Origin of the sequence: Microbispora triticiradicis (assembly GCF_005864065.1) — a bacterium.
Classification (GTDB): Bacteria; Actinomycetota; Actinomycetes; order Streptosporangiales; family Streptosporangiaceae; genus Microbispora; species Microbispora triticiradicis.
The window spans coordinates 326,708-346,130 of sequence record NZ_VANP01000002.1; the positions used below are offsets into that span (position 1 = coordinate 326,708).

Sequence of the window (19,423 nt, forward strand, 5' to 3'; positions counted from 1 at the left end):
GTGCTGGAGGCCACACAGGCGAGGGAACTGGCCGAGGAGGTGGGCGGCGCCTATCGGGCGGCGTTCGGGGACGCACCGAACAACGAAGGGCCTGAGCAGTTCGTCCACCAGCGGGCCAGCTACATGACGTTACTCGGGCGGCCGGGGTTTCGGCTGGCGACCGCTCGGAGGAAGGGGCGGCTGGTCGGCTTCGCCTATGGGGCGTTGTTGCTGCCGGACACCAGATGGTGGGACGGCATGCTGGAGCCGCTGGACGCGGACTTCACCGCAGAGACGGGACAGCGCACGTTCGCCCTCATCGACATGGGTGTGGTGCCGGACGCGCGAGGGCGGGGCGTGGGGCGGGCGGTGCATGACGCGGTGCTCACGGACTGCCCGGCGCAGCGGGCGACACTGGCGGTCGAGCCACGGTTGGAGTCCAATCAGCGGCTGTACCGGTCGTGGGGGTGGTGGTGCGCCGGCCGCTTGACCGGCGCACCCGGCGACATCGCTGACGCCTACGACATCTACGTCCGCGATCTTCCAATGACGACGCCGTAGTCGCGTAGTTGCTCGTCCAGCCCAGTGACGGCGTCGGTACGGTTCCACGGTGACAGGGCGACGCGGGCGTCGGTCACCGCGGTCACCACGCGCTGGGAGCGGTTGCGCCCGGTCAGGCGGGCCACCTGGACGAGCTCGGCGCAGGCTTGGGCGATTTCTCGTTTCTGGGTGTATGCCCTGCTCAGATACAGGTGCCCGAAGGCGCGGTTGCGGGGGAACCGCTCGGCGGTCGCCGCGATCGCCTCCTCGGCGTCGGCGATGGCCTGGCCGGGATTGAGCATGTCGAGCTGGCACAGGGCGCTGGTGAGGGTGAGCAAGTTCGGCTCGAAGAAGTACACCAACCGTCGGCCGGGATCGTCGGCGCAAGAGGCGGCCAGGCCGGTCCGGGAGGCGGCCATGGCGGTCCGGCATCGCCCGTAGTCCTTGCCCTGAGCCCGGGCGCGTTCGCGGCGCAGCACGCCCGCGTAGGCGCGCGCACCGACGTCCTGGGCATAGGCCACCAGGATGTCGCTTCCGCCTCGCTGCGCCCACATCAGCGCGCCAAGCGCGTGCTCGACACCCTGGCGGGGATCTCCGGTCCAGGTGGCCAGGTGAGAGCGCTGAGCCAGGATGTAGCTGGACATCAGATCGTCGTCGGCTTCGTGGGCGGCGCGCAGGGCCTGGCCGTAGTAGTGGTCCGCCCCGGCGAAGTCCCCGGCGTTGAAGTGCAGCCAGCCCATGAAGCGGGAGATGTCGGCGAACAGCGTCATCAGTCGCCGGTGAAGCCCGGGGGCGGCGCTCGCCTGCAGTAGGCGCCGAACCAGGCTCTGCTGGGCCAATACGGTCTCCATGACAGCTTGGGGACCGAGGCTGTCTTCCTGCCGCATGACGTGATGCAAGATCGCTTCTACGTGGTCGACTGCTGCCGTGTCGACCCGGGATCGGGATCGTGCGGTCAGCGCCAGCCGCTCCAGCTCTGACTCGTCCAGGTGGGCCAGCAGCGGAGAGGCGGAGGCGGCGGCAGCGGCGGCGGCTATCACTCCGAGCAGGTCCCGCCGCTTCATGCCGTCAGCCCACTGGGTGAGAGCTGAGACCAGATAGCCGAATTCCTGCTCACGCAGCCGGGCTTCGGCCGGAACATGCCTGTCGGGAGGATCGGCCGTACCGCCGGGAGCCAACGCGGGCAACCCGTCCAGGAAGGAGGCGACGCCGGCCGGGCTGAGCGAGGGCTGGGTGGGTGCAGGCTGATCGACACCGGGCATGGGCGAATGGCGGGCGGAGTCGTGTCGGCCAGGATGACCGTGATCGTCACCACCGACCAGATCTCCGGCCCGGCACTGGTACAGGCGGGCCAGCCGTTCCAGGCTCGACAGCGGTGGCTCGTTGCCCGCCGGGCCGGGCCAGCTTTCCCAGGCTCGGAGTCTGCGTTCGTTGAGCATGTCGTCGGGCCAACGCGCATTCCATAGGGCGACCACCTTGGCTTGGGTATATCGGTGCGCCTCGCGGAAAGACCGCAGTGGAGTGAGCTTGAACCGGATTTGGTAGTCGGTCGCGATTTCTCGCCATGTCAGCCCGCGTCCAGACAGTTCGGCCGTCAGCGCGTCCATCCGTTGCTTGAGGCTGCGTGGCTCTTGCGGCATCACACGCACCTTCCCGGCGGTCGCCTCCGGAGACGTAGGTCATCGGCACAACGCTACGACTAAATCCGTCGATGTAAATCGGATCGGGCGACTATCGGCGATCAGGCTGCCGATAGCTGCCCGGCACGCATTCACTATTTCGACAAAAGGCGCAGCAGGCGTCCAGAGACGGCGATCAGGCCGTGGTCCACGCCGACCCCGGATGAACGACGGTGGTCCCAGACCACAGAACTCCGGTCGGCAGCCGAGTCACCGACTCCTGGTCGATCGCATGTGAACCACCGTCAGGGCGGATCCGCGCACGTCCTGGCACGCCCACCGCAGGACGGCCACGACTTCTGGTGGCCACGATCCGGGAGCATGGATGGACCCCCAGGGCTACTCGCCAACACCCGAGCAGCCAGTGCGCGTTTCAGCGGAGCACTGCCTGATCCGGGTCACCGCCTGGTCGCTCAGCCGTGACGGCGGCCCGCACCAGGTGCGGCGGCTGTTGCGTTCGCAGATCCTTGAATACCTGGACGGCCCGGCGCTCGATGAGGTCGAGGTGGTGGTCAGCGAGCTCGCAACCAACGCCTTCGTCCACACCGACGGGCCATGCGAGATGCGCCTTATCAGCTATGCGGGCTCCCCGATCGCCTGCGAGATCGTCGACACCGGCGACCAGGAGGACCTCGTCGCCAAACGGCTCGCCGAGGCCGGAGTGCCCCTGCTGCCCACGCCCACGGCCGACGACGCCGAAGCTGTCGACCGTCTCGACGAAGGCGGCTTCGGCCTGGGCATCGTCGCCACGTTGACCAAAGGGCACTGCGGCGTCCACCCGACCCGGCTGTCACTCAGCGAGCACAGCGGCAAGGGCGTCTGGTTCGCCGTCCCCGCGCTGTCAGGCGCCGTGTCGTATGTCGATGATCCATTCCCTCGGCCTCGCCCCTTACAGGTGAACCGGGAGTGAGTGCTGCCCCGTCCCACCTCTGATCACCCCGGGCGAGGCCCCGGGAGACCGCGGCTGCCACCCCTTCCGCGCCACTCGCGCAAGCCCTCTCCTTTCCCGTACGCGTGCTCCGCGCTCATTCGCATGCCCATCCCCGCACCGGCGGCGATGCCTGCCGCCCCCAGCCAGGAGGCGATCATGCCTGACACATCCGCTCCACCCCTGCCCGACAGCCGGATGCCCAACGCCGGGCAGATGCAGCGCCTGCTCACCGCACTGCGCGTCGCGCTCGGGCAGGCACCGCTGCCTTTACCCGAATTGGAGGCCGTTCCCACGCACGACCTAATCGGCCTGAACGGAGTCCTCGCTCGGCATCTGCCCACCCGCGCGGTGGTGACCGGCACGCTGGAGCGGCGCCTGCTGGTGGTGGAGAACGCCCTGCGTCCGAACTGGACGCTGGCCGACCTGTCCGGCCGCGTGCACGCCAGCCGTTCCTGGCCGGCTTGGACCGCCGGTCACATCGAGCTGGTCAGCCCAAGCTCATGGTTGTCGAACGCCGAACTGACGGCGAGCGCGTTCGGCCGCCTGGTGCGGCCCCGGGTGCTACTGGTCGCGCTCTATCACCCCGAGTATTTCCCGCTGCCGCGCTTCCCTCTGGCCATCTCCGACATCGCCCGGGCGGCCCGCGCCACCTTGATGGGGCACGTCGAGCTGATGGACATGCAGCTCGGGACGAGCCTGGTCGACATTCTGAACCGCGTGGACGAACTCCAGCCCGACATCGTGGGGGTATCGGCGACCTTCGGCCAGCACGACCTCATGCTGGCGCTGCTGGAGGCGCTCAACGGTTGGCCGACGCCGCCGCTGATGCTGGCGGGTGGCAGCCTCACCGTCCGAAACGAACGGCTGCTGCTGGAGCGCTACCCCGAGCTGCTGATCGCGCGCGGGGCGGGGGAGCCCACCATCCAGGACGTTCTCGCCTACTGGCACGGCGACCTGCGCCTGGAACAGGTCCGTGGCATCGGCTACCAAGGAAGTATCCAGCGCGGTCCGGGCACTGTGGCCATCGGCCGGGCCCGCCGCACCCCGACGGTCGCCAACCGACAGCAGACCGACATCTGGCCGGAGCTGGACCTGCTGGAACGCACCTTCGCCCACGGCGGCGTCGCCCAACTGGAAACGTCCCGAGGCTGCACGAGCTCGTGCTCGTTCTGCCCCCGGGGGCACAAGGGCCACTGGGCGGGAGCCGCTCCCGAGGGGCTGGAATGGCTGCTGAGTGAGATCAGCGCCGTCTTCGACCGCCACCCGCACGTCTCACGCACGCTCTACCTGGTCGATGAGGAGTTCATCGGCCGGGGGGCGGGTGCCGGGGACCGTGCGCTGTCCATCGCCCGAACGCTGCGCCGTCACAACTTCGCCTGGGAGACCTCCTGCCGCGTCGACCAAGTCGTGTGGCCCGGCAAAGACCGCGCCTGGCACCTGGAGCGCGCCCGGCTCTGGCGGTCTCTGGTCGACGGCGGGTTGCGGCGTTGCCTGTTCGGTGTCGAGTCCGGGGTGACCTCCGTCTTGGAGCGCTTCCACAAGGAGACCACCGGCGAACAGAACGCCTTGACGATCCGGACCCTGTCCGCCCTCGGCGTCCCGACCCGTTTCACCTACATCACCTTCGACCACCTGATGAGTGCGCAGGAGTTGCACGCCACTCACGCCTTCCAGGCCCGCACCGACTTGGTGCTGGAACCTCTGCCGCACCTCAGCGTCGAACAGATCGTCGACGGTGTCCGCGATGAGGACTTCGTCGCCGCCCACAGCCGAGGTGTCCCCTTCTTCACCGAGATCAGCTACATGCTGGTCTCGATGGAGTGCCTGGTGGGCGCCGCCTACACCCGCAAGGTCATCGACGCGGGCCTGGCCGGGCAGGTCCGCCCCTCCATGGGACGTATCGACGCCGAGTTCGCCGACCGGCGCATCGGCGTGCTCAGCCGGTGGGCGCAGCGGTGGGTGGACCGCAACTTCGCCTTGGACTACACCCTCAAGTCGCTGGAGAAAGTGCTGGACAACGAGTCCCGCCACGCCGTCCGGGCCGCCCGCCAGGTCCTCAAGCAGGCGGCCTTCGACTTGTTCACCACCATGCTGGCCCTGCTCGACGACACGCCCCTTCACGACTCCGGCGAGCTGGAGCGCCTGAATGGGCGCTGTCGCGCCCATGCCGATGTTCTGCTGGGCAAGCTGCGTTCCCGCGTCTCCCAGACGGTCACTCAGGTGGCGGGGACGCTGCCGCCTCAGCGAGCCGAGGTCCTGCTGCGCGAGCACGGCCGGTGGGCCGACGACGAGGGGCGCTGGCAGCTCATCAACGCCTCCGACCCCTGCGGCACCTGACCCCGATCCCTTCCGCCCCCGCCTACCAAGGACGCTTGTGATGACCCTTCACGGCTTGCCGTCCCGCATCCTCGCCGGGCTGAACCGGCCGGTGTCGGCGATCGGCGCCGGATGCTGGACCATCGGCGGCCCCGCCGTCAACGGCCGGGTGCCCATCGGCTGGGACGGCGTCGACGCCGAACACTCCTACGCCGGTCTCCTCCGCGCCCACGAGCTGGGCGTCACGCTGTTTGACACCGCCGACGTCTACGGGATGGGCCGCTCAGAACGACTCGTGGGCCGCCTGCTGCGCCAGACCAACCGACACGACCTGATCATCTCCAGCAAGGTCGGCTACTTCGCCGGGACGGCCGAGCATCCCTATCACCCCGGCCAGATCCGCCGTCAGCTGGAAACCACGCTGACCAACCTCGGCACCGATCACCTGGAACTCTACTTCTTCCACAGCGACGACTTCGGCCCCGGCGACCGCTACCTCGATGATGCCCTCGCCCAGATGCGTCACTTCCAGCGGCAAGGGCTGATCACCGCGATCGGCATGCGCGCACCACACGCCTTCGCCGTGCAATGGGCGCACGGCCCATCTACCTGCCTCTCAGCCCAGCGATTCCTGACCCTGTTCGAACGGATCAGGCCCCAGGTGCTCACCGCCCGCTACAACCTGCTCTCCCCGCCGTACGCCCCCGGCGAGACCGACATCTTCGACTTCGCCCGCCGCCACAACGTCGGCGTCATCATCAAGCAGGCCCTGGCCCAGGGCCTGCTCACCGGCCGGCACCTACCGACTCTGCCCCGCAGCTTCAGCGACCACGACCACCGAAGCACCGACCCCGCCTTCCACCCCACCGCCATCGCCGTGGTCCATCACGCCCTCAACCAGATCGCCAAACACTTCGGCGGGCAGCCGGCCGATCTCGTCCGGCTGGCGCTGCGCTACGCCCTGCACCGCGACTCCGACAGCCCGGTGCTGGTCGGTTTCAGAGACAGCACCCAGATCACCATGAACCTCACATGCCTTGGCGAACCGCTCACCATTCAGGAAATCGCCCTGCTGCGGCGCCTGGCCGAACCCGCTGCCCACGTCATCTCCCACCGCCCACACCGATGAGCCACCAACCCCGCCCGTCACCACCTAACCTGCTCGGCAACCGAACAGACCACGGCACCGAACCCGCCGGAAGGACGACCATGCGATACATCGAGGTCGAACAGAAATACCAGGTGAAAGACATCACCGCGCTCAAAGCCGCACTGGAGAAACGAGGCGCCGAACCCGGCCTCACCACCCGCCAGGTCGACACCTACTACAACGCCCCCCACCGAGACTTCCTCGCCCCCGACACGATCTCCGAATGGCTGCGCCTACGCGAGTCCGAGCACGGCGACTCCATCAACTACAAGCGATGGCTGCCCGCCGACGCCGTCGTCAAGACCCACTGCGACGAGTTCGAGACTCCGGTCGAGGACATCGAGGCACTACGCCGTACCCTTCAAGCCCTGGACTTCACCATCGTGATCGCAGTCGAAAAGGTTCGGGAGGAGTGGACAGTCCCCGGCCTGGTCGAGGTCGCCTTCGACACGGTGACGGGCGCGGGAGACTTCGTGGAGTTCGAGTTCAAGGGCCAGGCCACCGAACCCGCGGAAGCCATCGCACAACTCGACGCTTTCATCGCTGATTTGGACGTCGAACTCGGCGATCGAGTCAACCGCGGCTATCCCCACATCCTCCTGGGCCGCGAACGCTGACGTCATCCGACTCGCACCGGCCGTCAATTACATGGCGTCGGTCTGGAGGTCGTCGTCCGGGTCCGTCGCCAGTGCGGCTGGCAGCGGCAGCCCGTACTTGTCGCACAGGAATCGAGTTTGGCAGTACCGCTGGGCGTCGGCGGCCACGCGGCCGAGGACCGTGGCATTCATGCCGGCACCGATGAGGACACCCACGAACGGCACGACTTTGGCGACGTCTTTAACTGGCACCCTGGAGCCGGCCGGGCCTAGCTGCTGCATCAACTTCTCAAGGGCGGCTAGGAGGCGGTGGTCCTGGCGGAGCTTGTTTGACCATCTTACGCGTCCCTTGACTGCATTCGCTGCCCGTGCGGTCTCACGCAACGGTTTGACTTTGGCCGCCTGTGTAATGAAGGACCGGTGTACCAGGCGCTGAATGAAGATCTGCTCAGCGGGGTCGTTGGCGTCGTAGCCGTAGGAGTACGCGATGCGCGCTGCGATCGACGTGCTCAGGACCTGGATGACGAGGATGTCCGCTGTCATCGCGACGGGGATACCGGCGACAGGGACCATAGCCAGCAGGCCCATGACGCCACCTTCTAACGCGCCAGTAGTCCGCCACCTGAGGGTGTTACGAGTCAGCAGCCGGTCGCATACCTTAAGGTCCTGGTGCCGTAGTTCGGTGAAACTGTTGACTTCGCAACCTCGCTTGCGGGCGAGCTTTTCGACGCTCTTCGGGTCGTTGAGCTCCAGGGCCCAGTCGTTGACCAGCGCGAGCAACGCTGTCGCGGCTCCAAGCGCCGGCCGTACGGCCGTGATGGCGACCGCGTCGCCTGCGCGACGGATCGGTTCCGCGACCGACTCCGGCACAGCATCCGTAACCCGCCTCACGGCGATTCCCGCGACCGCACCGGTGCGACTGAGCGCGGTGCTCGCCCAGTTAGGCAGACTACGGCGGTTGTTGCGGCGCTGCCAGTGCTCGTTGAGCGTGTCCCATACCCGACTCTCGTACTCGCTCATCCGGGTTGCACCGTCGGCGAAAGGGTCGGCGTAAGTGCTCATTGAGGTTCTCCATTTCTTAGCTGTGATCGAATGGTCCATGAGGGCCTACCGGCCAATACAATCGGTCGAATCCGAGGCATAGCGGCGTTCACGCGGCGCATCCAGCCATCGAGGGCGCCTGCACGAGCGGGGCTCCGGTGCCCTGGCAAGTCACGACGCCGGCTCTGCCCTACGGGGGACCAGACGCGCAGGCATCTCTCGGGACGGCTCCGCATAGTGGGCATGCGTGCGCTCTACCTCGCGCTTCCATACGAGATGGAGCGCATGATCAGTTTGGGGGACCTCGTAGCCGAGACCTGCGAGGATCGCGCGGAACTCAGGGCTCGCGTCCCCGTCCGGCGCCGTCATCAGGGCGGACAGCAGGGGCTCCGCGCTGCTGGTCGTCTCATCCACCTCGACGAGCGCGATGATGCACAGCCAATTGTCCGTTTCGGCTTCTTTCGCAAGGTCCTGCAAGCTGATGGTTGTCTGATCTCGGGCAACTCGCCTCAACACGGTAGCCACACGGTCACCGATTTCCGTGGTGAGATGTCGAAGATTGTTGGGGGTATGATCGGGGGCGGTCCTTCTCGGCGTAACGGTAGTGCGATGTTCGAGCTCAGGTGAGCCTGAAGAGGCGCTCTGGTCCGATGTCGCGCCCGAGATCTCGGTATCGCCTTTGAGGTTGGATGGTACGGCGGCAGCCAGCCACTGGGCAGTTAAGTTCAGCTGTCGTATCTCATAGGCAGTCGCATGCACGCCCAATTTCCTGAGGAGAGACCGGCCTTCGTTATAGAGTCGACGTACCTCGCCCACTTTTCCTGCTAGTTCAGCCTCTAGGAGTTGATCCAGCACATTCCGCAGCCGATCATGCTGCTTTACTCGGAGGCGCTCGGCTTGTACCTCTTGAGAGCGGATGCGTGCCGCTCGATCTCGTTCTGATCGGGCTTGTTCCAACCAGGATTCATACTCGCGCAGGCTCTGGGCCTCCTCCGCGAACCCCCTGTTCTGCGGTGAGACGCGCACTAGCGACTTCCGGAGCGCTTCTACCGCGCCCTGCGCTTCCTCCAGATCTCCGCGGCCTCTCGCCTGATCGATTTGCCTGATGAGCGCCGCACTCTGCTCGCGAACCTCTCGCTCGGTCCGTTGACGGGTCTCCTCCCGCGCGGTGGCCCAGCGGCGAAGCTCTTCGACCGCCTGCTTCTCCTGCCGGAAAGCCGTCCGGGTCAGTGTCGTGAGTAACTCATCGTTGGAGGCCAGCGTCTGCAGAAGGCCTTGGTAATTCCCTTCCCTCCTTGCATTGCGCATGTTCTGAATAAGAGAGGTCAGCTTGTGCCTAACCAGTCCCAGTGGCTGGCCGGAAGTTCTAAGGGATTTTTTTGGATGAATCCGCGGTTCCTCGGTAGATGTTGCTAGCGCAGACTTTGGATTCGATTTTCCCGGAAGTGACACACTCGGTTGTTCCGAAGGCCAGATTGGCCTCAAGCCTGAGCTGAATATGGTCCAGACGGGTGTAGCGTGGGTGGGGCCCTTCATCGCGTTCACCGACGCCGGCTTGATGAGAGCGTACGGCGCATCAACCAGGAGATTGATACGGTCAGGGACCATGAGCCGGGCGTGCACTCGTTCGCCGTCGGCGATTTGAATGTCTGTAGCGGCCACATGCGACCCCTCGGGAATACCGAGCCCAGCTATCGGGCGGGTCGCGACCTCCTGTGGATAGATGACAATGTCCTCGACATCCAACGGGAAGCCTGGCAGTTTCGCGAATGACGCTGTGCGACGCGGCGCGGGGGGCCGGAACTTACGGAGCAGCGGTGTGGTGATCCCGCGTTCGCTGATGTCGCAGTCCTTCAGCTCCGACCACTCGAGGTCGCCGTCATGCGTCTCCGTGCCAATTTTGACGACGCGAGCATTGCCTTGCTGCTCGCAGCGGACGCGCAGCACGTAGCCGTCTCGGTCGAGCAGGTGCTTGGCGTTCGCGAGTGCGTTAGGACCCAGCATCCAGTCGACTCGGCCGAGCCGTGCTCGGAGTTCCTCGTCTTCCTTCGTCCAGACGTCGGCCGGGAGGCTCACGAACTGGACCTTGACGGCCGAGCGGTTCTTGCCCGGGTTCACCAGCAGGTCTGTGCACTGGCCCTTGATCAGGGTGCCCTGAAATCGCTGCGCGCCGCCGACCCTGCCCAGGCCAGTCGTCAGCCCGCGGTGAATGTAGAGGTGGTCGGCGCTGTCCGGGCCGGAGTAACGGCGCTCGCATGCCGGTGCCAACCCCTTCGGATCCGGGTGGTGGGCGAAGTGGCAGACCCGGTCGCCGTAGAGCTTGTCCATGAGCTCCCACCCGCAGCCGCCGAGGTGCACGCCGCAGAAGTAGCGCTTCCCCTTGTAACGCGACAGGTAGTGCACGGCCGCCTTGCGATCAGTGGGGAGGGAGAGCGGATGGTCGGAGTGAGGGCTGCCGAGAACTGCGGTCTGGACTCGGCGGGTGTCTTGAGCCATGGCATCTCACGAGATTCGCGAGGTCGCGGGCCGGCGTTGCGGCCCGCGACGCTGGGGAAGGGGAGTGGTAGCGAAGATAATCGATCTTGGTTTTCTTGGCCATGCTGCGGCTATGCGCGGACGGACCTTCGAAACCGGGACCATCAGACGGTCCGCCCACGGCATGAACCGGGGACGGGTGCTTCGCTGCGGGTGTGGCTTGTCCGATCAGTCGGCCGTGCCGTCTTTGGACCAGACGTCGGCGAAGTGTTCCATCTGCTGGAGGACCAGCTCGATGGCCTTGACCTCCTGGTCCGGCGGGTAGTTGTAGCGGGCCAGGAGGCGCTTGATGGTGGCGCGAAGGCGGGCGCGGACCGGTTCGCGGGAGATCCAGTCCCTCTTGAGGTTTTTCCGCACCTGGACGACGAGGTCACGGGCGATGCCTGCCAGGATCTCGTCTCCCATCAGCTCACGGGCCGAACCGTGGTCGGCGACCGCGTCGTAGAACGCGAGCTCCTGCCAGTCCAAGGGCGGGGTGAACTGCTCGCCGCGCTTGTTGTCGTTCGCGATCTCCTTGGCCAGCTCGACCAGCTTGGCGATGATCTCTGCGCTGGTGAGCTGCTCGCGCATGTACCTGATCATCAGGTCCTGCAGACGTTCGGAGAAGGTCGTGCGCCGCACGATGTTGTGCCGGGTGACCTCGCGCATCTTCCGTTCGATGAGCCGGCGCAGCGCCTCGGCGGCCAGGTGCGGCGTCTCGCTGTTGGTGAGCCTGGCGATGAGGGCGTCGTTGAGATGGGTCAGGTCCGCGGTCTCCAGGCCCGCTTCCGCGAACAGGTCGGTGACCCCGCTCGTCTCCACGACGGTGGACGTCAGATGTGCGAGATACAGCTCGACGTCACGGGCGACGGGCAGGCCCCTCGCCTCGCGGTCCATCGCGTCCAGCTTCGCCATGTAGGCGCGGACCTCGACGAAGAACTGGATGTCGCGCATCCACGTCACGGGATGGTCGGGAAACCGCTCCCCGATGTTGGCCGATGTGGCGGTGAGCGCGTAGAAGCGCTCCAGCCGGTACGCGTGGTCCCGGAAACGGCGGCCGAGGGTCTGGCTCGGGTCGTCGAGCTTTTCCGGGTTGTTGCCGGGGGTCCTGGTGTCCCGCAGGTGGTTCGCGGTGCGCAGCGCGGCGTCGATGAAACGGTTGGCGATGGGCCGGTCCAGCAGGCCGCGCCAGTCGATGCCGCGCAGGATGCCCTCGATGATGTCGAACTCGTTGCGCAGCTCGTCCAGGGCCCGGTCGATGTTTTGGCCGAGCGTCTGGTCCTGGCGGTCGGCTGCGGAATACTCCGCGATAGCCTTCTGCAGGTTCTCGGTGAGCGGGGCGTAGCCGACCAGCAGACCGTCTTCCTTCCCCCGGTAGCGGCGGTTGACGCGGGCCAGGGCCTGCATGAGGTTGGCACCCCGAAGCGGCCGGTCCAGATACATCGTGTGGATGGGCGGGGCGTCGAAGCCGGTCAGCAGCATGTTGTTGACGATGAGCAGTTCCAGCTCGTCGTCGGGATCCTTGGCGCGATTGATGACGGCCTTGCGCTGCGAGTCACTCAGCGTGTGGGCGCGCAGGCGCTCGGGATCCTTGCGAGAGTTCGACGAGAACACGATCTTCATCGCGCCCTTGGCCGGGTCGTCGCTGTGCCACTCCTCCCGCAGTTCGCGTAGCGCGTCGTAGACGCGGACGCAGATCTCCCGGGTCGCGCACACGATCATCGCCTTGCCGGGAGCACCGCCCTTGTCTGAGACGCCGACGAACGGTTTCATTCGCTTGCGCCGGTCCTCCCAATGGGTGACCAGGTCGGCGGTGAGGTCGCGGATGCGGGCCGGCGCGCCATACATCGCGTTCATGGTGGCGACGGCCTGCTCGATCCGGCGGCGCTCGGTGTCGTCCAGGCCCTCGGTGATCCGGTCGGCCTCTTCGTCGATCTCCGTGGCGTCGAGGTCCCGGTCGAGGACGAGTTCGACCACGCGGCTCTCGTGGTAGACCTTCACCGTCGCGCCGTCGTCGGCCGCGCGCTTGAGGTCGTAGACATCGATGTAGCCGCCATGGGCACCTTTGTCGCCGAACACCTCGCGGGTGTTGCGGTCGGCTTCGGAGATCGGGGTGCCGGTGAAGGCGAGCAGGGTGGCGTGTGGCAGGGCGTCGCGCAGGTGGCGGGCGTACCCGTCGAGAGTGTCGTAGTGACTCCGGTGCGCCTCGTCGACCACGACGACGATGTTGCGCCGGTCGGACAGAAGCGGGTGGTCGGTGCCCGACTCCTTCTCCTCCTTGGTCCGGCCGAACTTCTGCAGCGTCGTGAACAGGATGCCGCCGGTCCGCTTGGCGGCCAGCTCCGCGCGCAGCTCTGCGCGGGTGAGGATCTGCCGGGGCTTCTCGGGCAGGACCTCGCTCTCCAGGAAGGTGGAGTAGAGCTGGTCGTCGAGGTCGTTGCGGTCGGTGATCACGATGATCGTCGGGTTGAGCAGCGCCGGGTCACGCATGACCAGGTTGCTGGTGAGCACCATCTCTTCGGACTTGCCCGAGCCCTGCGTGTGCCAGACCACGCCGGCCCTGCCGTCGGTCGCAGCAGCTTCCCGTACGGCTTCCGCTGCGCGGTTGACCGCGAAGTACTGGTGCGGCTTGGCGATCCGCTTGGTCTTCTTCGGCGGCACGAAGTTGACGAACGAGCTGATCAGCTTGAGGAAGCGATCGTGGGTGAACAGGCCGTGGAGGGCGAGGTTCTGCGCCGCTTCCGATAGGCCGGCGCCGTCCAGCGACTCGACCGGCGCCCCGGCCTCGTCCACGTTCCATGGCGCGAAGTGCTCGAACGGGGTGAACGGCGTGCCGTACTTCGCGGTGACGCCGTCGGAGAGCAGGACGACCGTATTGTAGCGGAACGCGGTCGGGAACTCCGCCACGTACCACCCGATCTGTGCGTGGGCGTCCTCCAGAGTGGCGTCCTCGTCGCCCGCGCGCTTGATCTCCAGTACGGTCAGGGGCAGGCCGTTGACGTAGAGGACGATGTCGAAGCGGCGGTTCTTCTCGCCCTGGATAACGGTGACCTGCCGGGCCGCGCGGAAGACGTTCGCGGCCGGGTCGGCCAGGTCGATGAGCCGGACAGTCGGGTTGTGCTCGGCGCCAAAATCGTCGGTGTAGGTCACCGAGCGGATGCCGCCGGTCAGGTAGCCGTGCGCCGTCCGGTTCTCCTCGTAGGCGTCACTCGACCTCGCCCGCGCCGCCTCCTCCACCGCTCCGCGTACGGCGTCGGGCGGAAGCTCGGGATTGAGCCGCTCAACTGCCTCGTGCAGGTCGGAGTAGAGGATGAGGTCGTCCCAGGACTTGCGGTGCCCGGAACCAGGAGCCAGCTCATTGCCGTTCGCAGGCAACCAGGCCAGCTCGGCCAGCTCGTCAAGAGCCAGGAGTTCCCAATCAATTTCTAAGGGACGGAGCCGGGGGCGTTCAGGGGGAGGGGTCATAACGCGTCCTCGACAATCATCTCCGCGTCCCTAACACGGAGCCGGCCGGACATGAGCTGAGGAAGTAGGGTGTCGCGGAGGTTTGATATGACGTGACTTTCACGCTGTGCCTGAACAGCAATATCGAAGAGTGGCCGTGTCGCATTGGTAACTGCATCGACGAGCGCGGCATCGGGTACAGGGAACGTGAACTCAGGGAGTGCTCGGGCATTCAGATGCAAGACTGTCGTCCCATTTGCGTACGCCGAGGCGTGTTCCCTGAATTCTCGAGTCCCCAGGAGAATCTCAAGGTAATCCGAGGTCAAGAAGGATGTTGGTCGAACAATTGCTAAGTCTAGACTAGCCACCAGATGTTTACCGTCGATGGTTTCCACTACACGTGCAGCGCGACCAAGCACCTCCGCTCGCTGAGTGAGGTCTGTTTGTGCCACGACTACATCGCCGTGTTTGACGAATTGGGACGGCTTGGCTCTGCCCGAATATGGCTTAAGCCCTCGGTGCTGGAATGTCCCCGAACGGTCGATGCACTTGAGGGTCACTAGATAGGCGTCACCAGCTTCTAGGTCCATGCTGCTGTAGGACAGCCCTTTGGTAATAGTGATGTAATCGCCCAAAACGCCAATTTCTCCGACATGTGACCGGATGGCATTTTCTCCTCGAACACGACTGAGGGAGCGTGCGGTGGCCGCGATGCGCTCATTGATTGCGATCTTGTCATCCAGGGCGCCCAGCACCCCGGATATGGCTCTTTGCTCCTCAAGTGATGGTACTCGGAGCACCAACTCTTTGGCGGATCTTACATTGAAGTGCTGCTGAACAGCACCGACCGTATGAGCGCGAACGAATCCCTGAGCCGTCTCGTTGATGGCATAGCAGAGGAAGGGGGCGTGCATGTCTGACTTTGGTGTCGCGATAACCAAGTCGGAGCAGTTCAGCAGCCCAATTCCAGCTGGAACGACGGCTGCGGTGCCAGGCTCTCCGGTGCGGACGATCACCAAGTCTCCCGGCTTCAGCTGTGACTTCGTGAGTTCCTCATGGAAATCCTGATCGATATAGACAATCGACGAGAAGTCAATGTGGCCGCGCTTGATATTTTGCGAGCGAAGGAATGGAACTCCCTTATCGGTGTACCGGGATGTCATAGATCCCACATGGCCGACAGTAATTCGCGTGCACAGCTCGCCGAGTCGATACTCCGGCCAATTATTCATCCCAGGCTCCCCAGTCGCTCGCGGACAATCTTGGCCAGTTCGTCGGACTTGCCGAAGAGTTCGAACAGTTCCTCTGTCAGCACGGCGATCTTCTCCTTGACCGCCTCGGCGTCCTCTTTCTCGGTCTCGGCCGCGCCGACGTACCGGCCAGGCGTAAGTACATAGCCGTGGGAGCGGACCGTGTCCAGGTCGGCTGAGAGGCAGAACCCCGGCTCGTCGGCGTACACGAGCCCCGCCTCGCGTGCCGAGGCGGTCCCGCGCCAGGCATGGTAGGCGCCGGCGATCTGGGCGATGTCAGCGTCGGTCATGATGCGCTCGGTGCGGTCGACCATATGGCCCATGCTGCGGGCGTCGATGAAGAGGATCTCGCCGCGCCGCTCCGTAAGCCGCTTGCCGCCCTGCGGTGACTTGTCCTTGGCCAGGAACCACAGGCAGGCCGGGATTTGCGTGGTGCGAAAAAGCTGGGACGGCAGCGCGATCATGCACGCCACAAGGTCCGCTTCCACCAGGGCCTGCCGGATCTCGCCCTCACCATTCTGCTGCGAGCTCATGGAGCCGTTGGCCAGTACCACGCCCGCCGTGCCGCGCTCGCCCAGCTTGTTGATCATGTGCTGGAGCCAGGCGTAGTTGGCGTTGCTCTTCGGGGGTACCCCATATTTCCAGCGGGGGTCATTCTCGTTCCGCGGCCAGTCCTTGATGTTGAACGGCGGGTTGGCGAGGACGAAGTCGGCCTTGAGGTCGGGGTGCTTGTCGTCATCGAAGGTGTTGCCCCAGCGGGGGCCGAGGTTGCCGTCGATGCCATTGATCGCGAGGTTCATCTTGGCCAGTCGCCAGGTTCGCTCGTTGAGCTCCTGGCCGAACACGTAGATGTCCGACTTGTGGCCTGCGTGCGCCTCGATGAACTTGCCAGCCTGGACGAACATGCCGCCAGAGCCACAGCAAGGGTCGTACACCCGTCCCTCATAGGGCTCCAACATCTCGACCAGCAATTGGACGACGCAGCGGGGGGTGTAGAACTCGCCTCCCTTCTTCCCCTCGGCTCTGGCAAAGTTGCCGAGGAAGTACTCGTAAACTTCGCCCAGCACGTCCTGCGCCGGCTTGTCGCCATTGCCGGAGAAGCGGGCGTCGCTGATGAGGTCCACCAGCCCGCCGAGGACCTTCTGGTCCACGCGGTCCTGATTGAAGATCTTCGGCAGGACGCCGGTCAGCGCTGAGTTCTCCCGCATAATCTCGTCCATCGCGTTGTCCAGGAGGCGGCCCACGCCCTGGCTCTTGGCGTGCGTGGCGATCCACGACCAGCGCGCCTCCTCGGGGACCCAGAAGACGTTGTGACCGGCGTACTCGTCCCTGTCTTCCAGGAACTCCTCCTGCCGCTCCTCGGCGATGCCCTCCTCGGCCAGTTCCTTGGCCAGTTGGGTACGGCGTTCCTCGAAGGCGTCGGAGACGTACTTGAGGAAGATCAGGCCGAGGACGAACTCCTTGTACTGGGCTGCGTCCAGAGACCCACGGAGCCTGTCGGCCGTCTTCCAGAGGATGTCGCGGATCTCCTTGGCGCTGGAGGCGTTGAACAGCTCCGCCTGGGCGCCGGCGGATTTCTTAGCAGGGGGCATTGGGGTGGCCTTCTTCCTTCAGACAGTGCGGGGTGCGGGCAGAAGCGTGAGGGTGCCGTCGGCGAGGCCGGCGGCGGTAAGGCGGTCCATATCCTCCAGGGCGCTGACCTGCGCCCGCAGGATCGAGTCGCGCCGTCCGATCTCGCTGAGCAGAGTGTCGTATCTTTCCGCCTCGTCCGAGGTGAGATCTGGAATAAGCAGGTCTTCGAGGCGCCGGGAGGCTCGTACGGCTCCGTTGACGCGACCGTGTTCGGCGGCCGCAGCCCGCAGTAGCGCAGCCAGCACCCGGGGACGCACCGGACGTTCGGCGTCGGGCCGAGCCCGCAGGATGCGCGCCGGGTAGGCGACCACGCAGAGCCCTTCCTCGTCGACGTACACCCCGAAGTCGGGGCTGGTCGTGACGATGACGTCTCCGGGCCGGGTAAGGTTTGCATGCTCGTACGCCGCCGTGAACAACAGGGGGTCGATGCGCCGACGGCCGACGGTCGCTACACCGAGAACCTCGGCGGGGCCCAGGACGGCATAGCCGCTGTCGGTGTCGGAGATGAGGTGCTCGTCCCTGATGCGGTGACCGGGAAGCCGGCGTAGACGGCGGTCCTGCAGCATGCGCCCGATCCTGGTGCGCCGTACAGGCTGATCCTCCGGACGCAGAACCGCGTGCGCACGTAGCCCGGCATCGCCATCGATATCCCGTCGGACCTGCTCGGCCAGCTCGCTCAGGCGGATCTCCAGCTGGGAGATGCGCTCGGGCCGCTCCATCACGGCACGGGTGTAACGGCTCTCGTGCGGCCGGTGCTGCGGGGTGAAGGCGGTGCCGGGCCGTTCGTCGAGAACCTTGACCGGCAGGATCACCGCGTGCCGTGGGGCGTGCCGGCGGTCCTCCTGCCAGCTCGCTGATCGGAAGATCTGCACATCTTCGACGAGCGCGTCGAGAGTCTGCTCGGTGAGTGGCTGGGCGGAGAGGTCGGCGAGCAAGACCAGGCCGTGCCGCTCCTTGTGCGGTGTCCGGTTGAGCACCCACAGGGCAGTGCGGTAGCCCGGGCGGTAGGGGAACGTTCCGTCCGGCAGACTAATCGCCGCCTTGAGCAGGCCGTCTGTCAGGAACGATCGGCGAAGCCGGTCCGCGTCGCTGTGCGGAGTGAGCGGGCGGACCAAGGCGTCGGCCGGGCCGAGAACGACCGCGGTGCGGCCCGCGTCGAGCAGGTCGGTGAGTGCCTGGACCCGATCGAGCACGCTCTGCGCGTCGCGAATCTCGGCGGGTTCGTACGGCAGTGCGCACAGCACGACATCGGGGTCGCCCCAGTCGTTGAGGGCGAGTTCCGACCCCACCGTCACGTCCAGCTGGAACTCGTAGACCTCGCGCACGAGCATCCGGCGACGTACCAGGCGGGCGAGATTCACATCGGGGTCGGCGGCGAGGTAGGTGTGCCCGGCGCCGGATGCGGCCTGCGCGTGCATGGCGGCCAGCAGATCACCGCTGCGCGCGTACGGCGTGGCGAGAATCGCGCCGTCTTCCATCTCGGAGATCCCGCAGAGCCCGGGAAGCGCGCGGGTGAGCACGGGCGCGGGCTCGTCAGCGACCAACTGGTCGGCGCCCAGGCGGCGGCGCGCGTCTAGCACCCACTCGAAGGCTTCGGCGGGCGTGTACGCCGCCTCGACCAACTCATCGGCGAGTGCCGAGAGAGCCGTACCGACGCCCTCCGCGTCAGGCACCGCGCGCAGTTCGGCCAGGAGGAAGGTGTCATCGGCGTCGAGACGGGCGGCCTGCCGCAGCAGGGACAACCAGTCGAAGCCGGAGAGCGGGGCGTCCTGCTGCTGCCGCAGGCAGATGAGCGCGGTGAGTCCGCCTATCAGGAGGTGAGAGGGAAGCCGGTCGCGCCAGCCCGTCAGGGTGTGCAGCGCGAGTTCCGAGCGGAGCTTGCGGGCATCCGCGTTTCCAAGCCCGGTGGCCAGCAGCCAGGCGACCACCGCTGACCCGTCGAAGAGCGGGCGCCCGCCCTCTCTCGCCACCGGCTCGGGGAAGGTGTCGGCGTGCCGGCGAGCCCATGTGGTGGGCACCGGCCGCTTGACTCCGGCGAGCGCCGCGATCTCGGCGTAGGAGATCCGCCAATGGACGTCCTCGGGCACTGGCACAACCTCCTCCCCACCATTTGCACTGCGGCTGGTTGTGAGCCGACGTGATCGACACCCTAGCGGCAGAGAAGGAGTCATAGATAAGAAATGCTGATAAGGGAAGTTATCAAGCATCTCTATCTCTGAAGCCCGGCAACTTTGTCATAGTCCTCCACCAGCGGCCCGCCGAACTCAGCCCCGCCGAGGGGAGTCAGGCCGCTGGCTTCCCCTACCGCGAGAGGACGACAGTCATGTCTCATCCCGGTCCGACCCCGCCCT

Annotated in this window: 12 protein-coding genes; 5 read left to right on the plus strand and 7 right to left on the minus strand. The window is 66.0% G+C overall.

The genetic code is table 11. From position 1 onward, the window contains the following. A complete protein-coding gene (locus tag FED44_RS06550) occupies nucleotides 1–540 on the plus strand; it encodes a GNAT family N-acetyltransferase (protein ID WP_167521406.1) in 540 nt (179 codons plus the stop codon). On the opposite strand, the gene FED44_RS06555 is transcribed toward FED44_RS06550, so the two are convergent. Continuing rightward, entirely contained in the window at nucleotides 507–2,126 is a 1,620-nt protein-coding gene (locus tag FED44_RS06555) for a hypothetical protein (protein ID WP_138460073.1), read from the minus strand. The genes FED44_RS06550 and FED44_RS06555 overlap by 34 nt on opposite strands. Nucleotides 2,127–2,523: 397 nt before the next feature. Between FED44_RS06555 and FED44_RS06560 the strand changes: the two genes are divergently transcribed. From FED44_RS06560 to FED44_RS06575, 4 genes are all read left to right on the plus strand, one after another. After that, a complete protein-coding gene (locus FED44_RS06560; protein WP_138460074.1) occupies nucleotides 2,524–3,108 on the plus strand; it encodes an ATP-binding protein in 585 nt (194 codons plus the stop codon). 177 nt (nucleotides 3,109–3,285) lie between these two features. Continuing rightward, a complete protein-coding gene (locus FED44_RS06565; RefSeq protein WP_208758860.1) occupies nucleotides 3,286–5,466 on the plus strand; it encodes a B12-binding domain-containing radical SAM protein in 2,181 nt (726 codons plus the stop codon). 40 nt (nucleotides 5,467–5,506) lie between these two features. After that, on the plus strand, nucleotides 5,507–6,574 hold the full coding sequence (locus FED44_RS06570) for an aldo/keto reductase (RefSeq protein ID WP_138460075.1): 1,068 nt from the start codon (nucleotides 5,507–5,509) through the stop codon (nucleotides 6,572–6,574). A gap of 80 nt (nucleotides 6,575–6,654) precedes the next feature. Then, nucleotides 6,655–7,212: a class IV adenylate cyclase gene (locus FED44_RS06575; protein ID WP_167521408.1), complete on the plus strand. Its 558-nt coding sequence runs from the start codon at nucleotides 6,655–6,657 to the stop codon at nucleotides 7,210–7,212. A 27-nt stretch (nucleotides 7,213–7,239) separates the two neighbouring features. On the opposite strand, the gene FED44_RS06580 is transcribed toward FED44_RS06575, so the two are convergent. The 6 genes from FED44_RS06580 to FED44_RS06605 form a co-directional block, all read right to left on the minus strand. Next, nucleotides 7,240–8,253, minus strand: a complete 1,014-nt coding sequence (locus FED44_RS06580; RefSeq protein ID WP_138460077.1) for an EcsC family protein — start codon at nucleotides 8,251–8,253, stop codon at nucleotides 7,240–7,242. A gap of 150 nt (nucleotides 8,254–8,403) precedes the next feature. Next, the gene (locus FED44_RS06585; protein WP_138460078.1) at nucleotides 8,404–10,728 is read right to left on the minus strand and encodes a hypothetical protein; all 2,325 of its coding nucleotides are present in this window, start codon (nucleotides 10,726–10,728) and stop codon (nucleotides 8,404–8,406) included. A gap of 207 nt (nucleotides 10,729–10,935) precedes the next feature. Next, nucleotides 10,936–14,211, minus strand: coding sequence for a type I restriction endonuclease subunit R (locus tag FED44_RS06590; RefSeq protein ID WP_138460079.1), 3,276 nt, complete (start codon nucleotides 14,209–14,211; stop codon nucleotides 10,936–10,938). Continuing rightward, nucleotides 14,208–15,422 carry a restriction endonuclease subunit S gene (locus FED44_RS06595; protein ID WP_138460080.1) on the minus strand — a complete coding sequence of 405 codons (1,215 nt, stop codon included), beginning with the start codon at nucleotides 15,420–15,422 and terminating at the stop codon, nucleotides 14,208–14,210. The genes FED44_RS06590 and FED44_RS06595 overlap by 4 nt, the downstream gene beginning before the upstream one ends. Then, entirely contained in the window at nucleotides 15,419–17,032 is a 1,614-nt protein-coding gene (locus FED44_RS06600) for a class I SAM-dependent DNA methyltransferase (protein ID WP_138460081.1), read from the minus strand. The genes FED44_RS06595 and FED44_RS06600 overlap by 4 nt, the downstream gene beginning before the upstream one ends. 18 nt (nucleotides 17,033–17,050) lie before the next feature. Beyond that, nucleotides 17,051–19,165, minus strand: coding sequence for a hypothetical protein (locus FED44_RS06605; protein ID WP_138460082.1), 2,115 nt, complete (start codon nucleotides 19,163–19,165; stop codon nucleotides 17,051–17,053). Between the last annotated feature and the right edge of the window lie 258 nt (nucleotides 19,166–19,423).

What these genes read in the sequence shown, in the direction of transcription:
- FED44_RS06590 (WP_138460079.1), bottom strand. Translation starts at nt 14,211, where the DNA reads ATGACCCCTCCCCCTGAACGCCCCCGGCTCCGTCCCTTAGAAATTGAT.
- FED44_RS06575 (WP_167521408.1), top strand. Translation starts at nt 6,655, where the DNA reads ATGCGATACATCGAGGTCGAACAGAAATACCAGGTGAAAGACATCACC.
- FED44_RS06580 (WP_138460077.1), bottom strand. Translation starts at nt 8,253, where the DNA reads ATGAGCACTTACGCCGACCCTTTCGCCGACGGTGCAACCCGGATGAGC.
- FED44_RS06565 (WP_208758860.1), top strand. Translation starts at nt 3,286, where the DNA reads ATGCCTGACACATCCGCTCCACCCCTGCCCGACAGCCGGATGCCCAAC.
- FED44_RS06600 (WP_138460081.1), bottom strand. Translation starts at nt 17,032, where the DNA reads ATGCCCCCTGCTAAGAAATCCGCCGGCGCCCAGGCGGAGCTGTTCAAC.
- FED44_RS06570 (WP_138460075.1), top strand. Translation starts at nt 5,507, where the DNA reads ATGACCCTTCACGGCTTGCCGTCCCGCATCCTCGCCGGGCTGAACCGG.
- FED44_RS06585 (WP_138460078.1), bottom strand. Translation starts at nt 10,728, where the DNA reads ATGGCTCAAGACACCCGCCGAGTCCAGACCGCAGTTCTCGGCAGCCCT.
- FED44_RS06555 (WP_138460073.1), bottom strand. Translation starts at nt 2,126, where the DNA reads ATGGACGCGCTGACGGCCGAACTGTCTGGACGCGGGCTGACATGGCGA.
- FED44_RS06560 (WP_138460074.1), top strand. Translation starts at nt 2,524, where the DNA reads ATGGACCCCCAGGGCTACTCGCCAACACCCGAGCAGCCAGTGCGCGTT.
- FED44_RS06595 (WP_138460080.1), bottom strand. Translation starts at nt 15,422, where the DNA reads ATGAATAATTGGCCGGAGTATCGACTCGGCGAGCTGTGCACGCGAATT.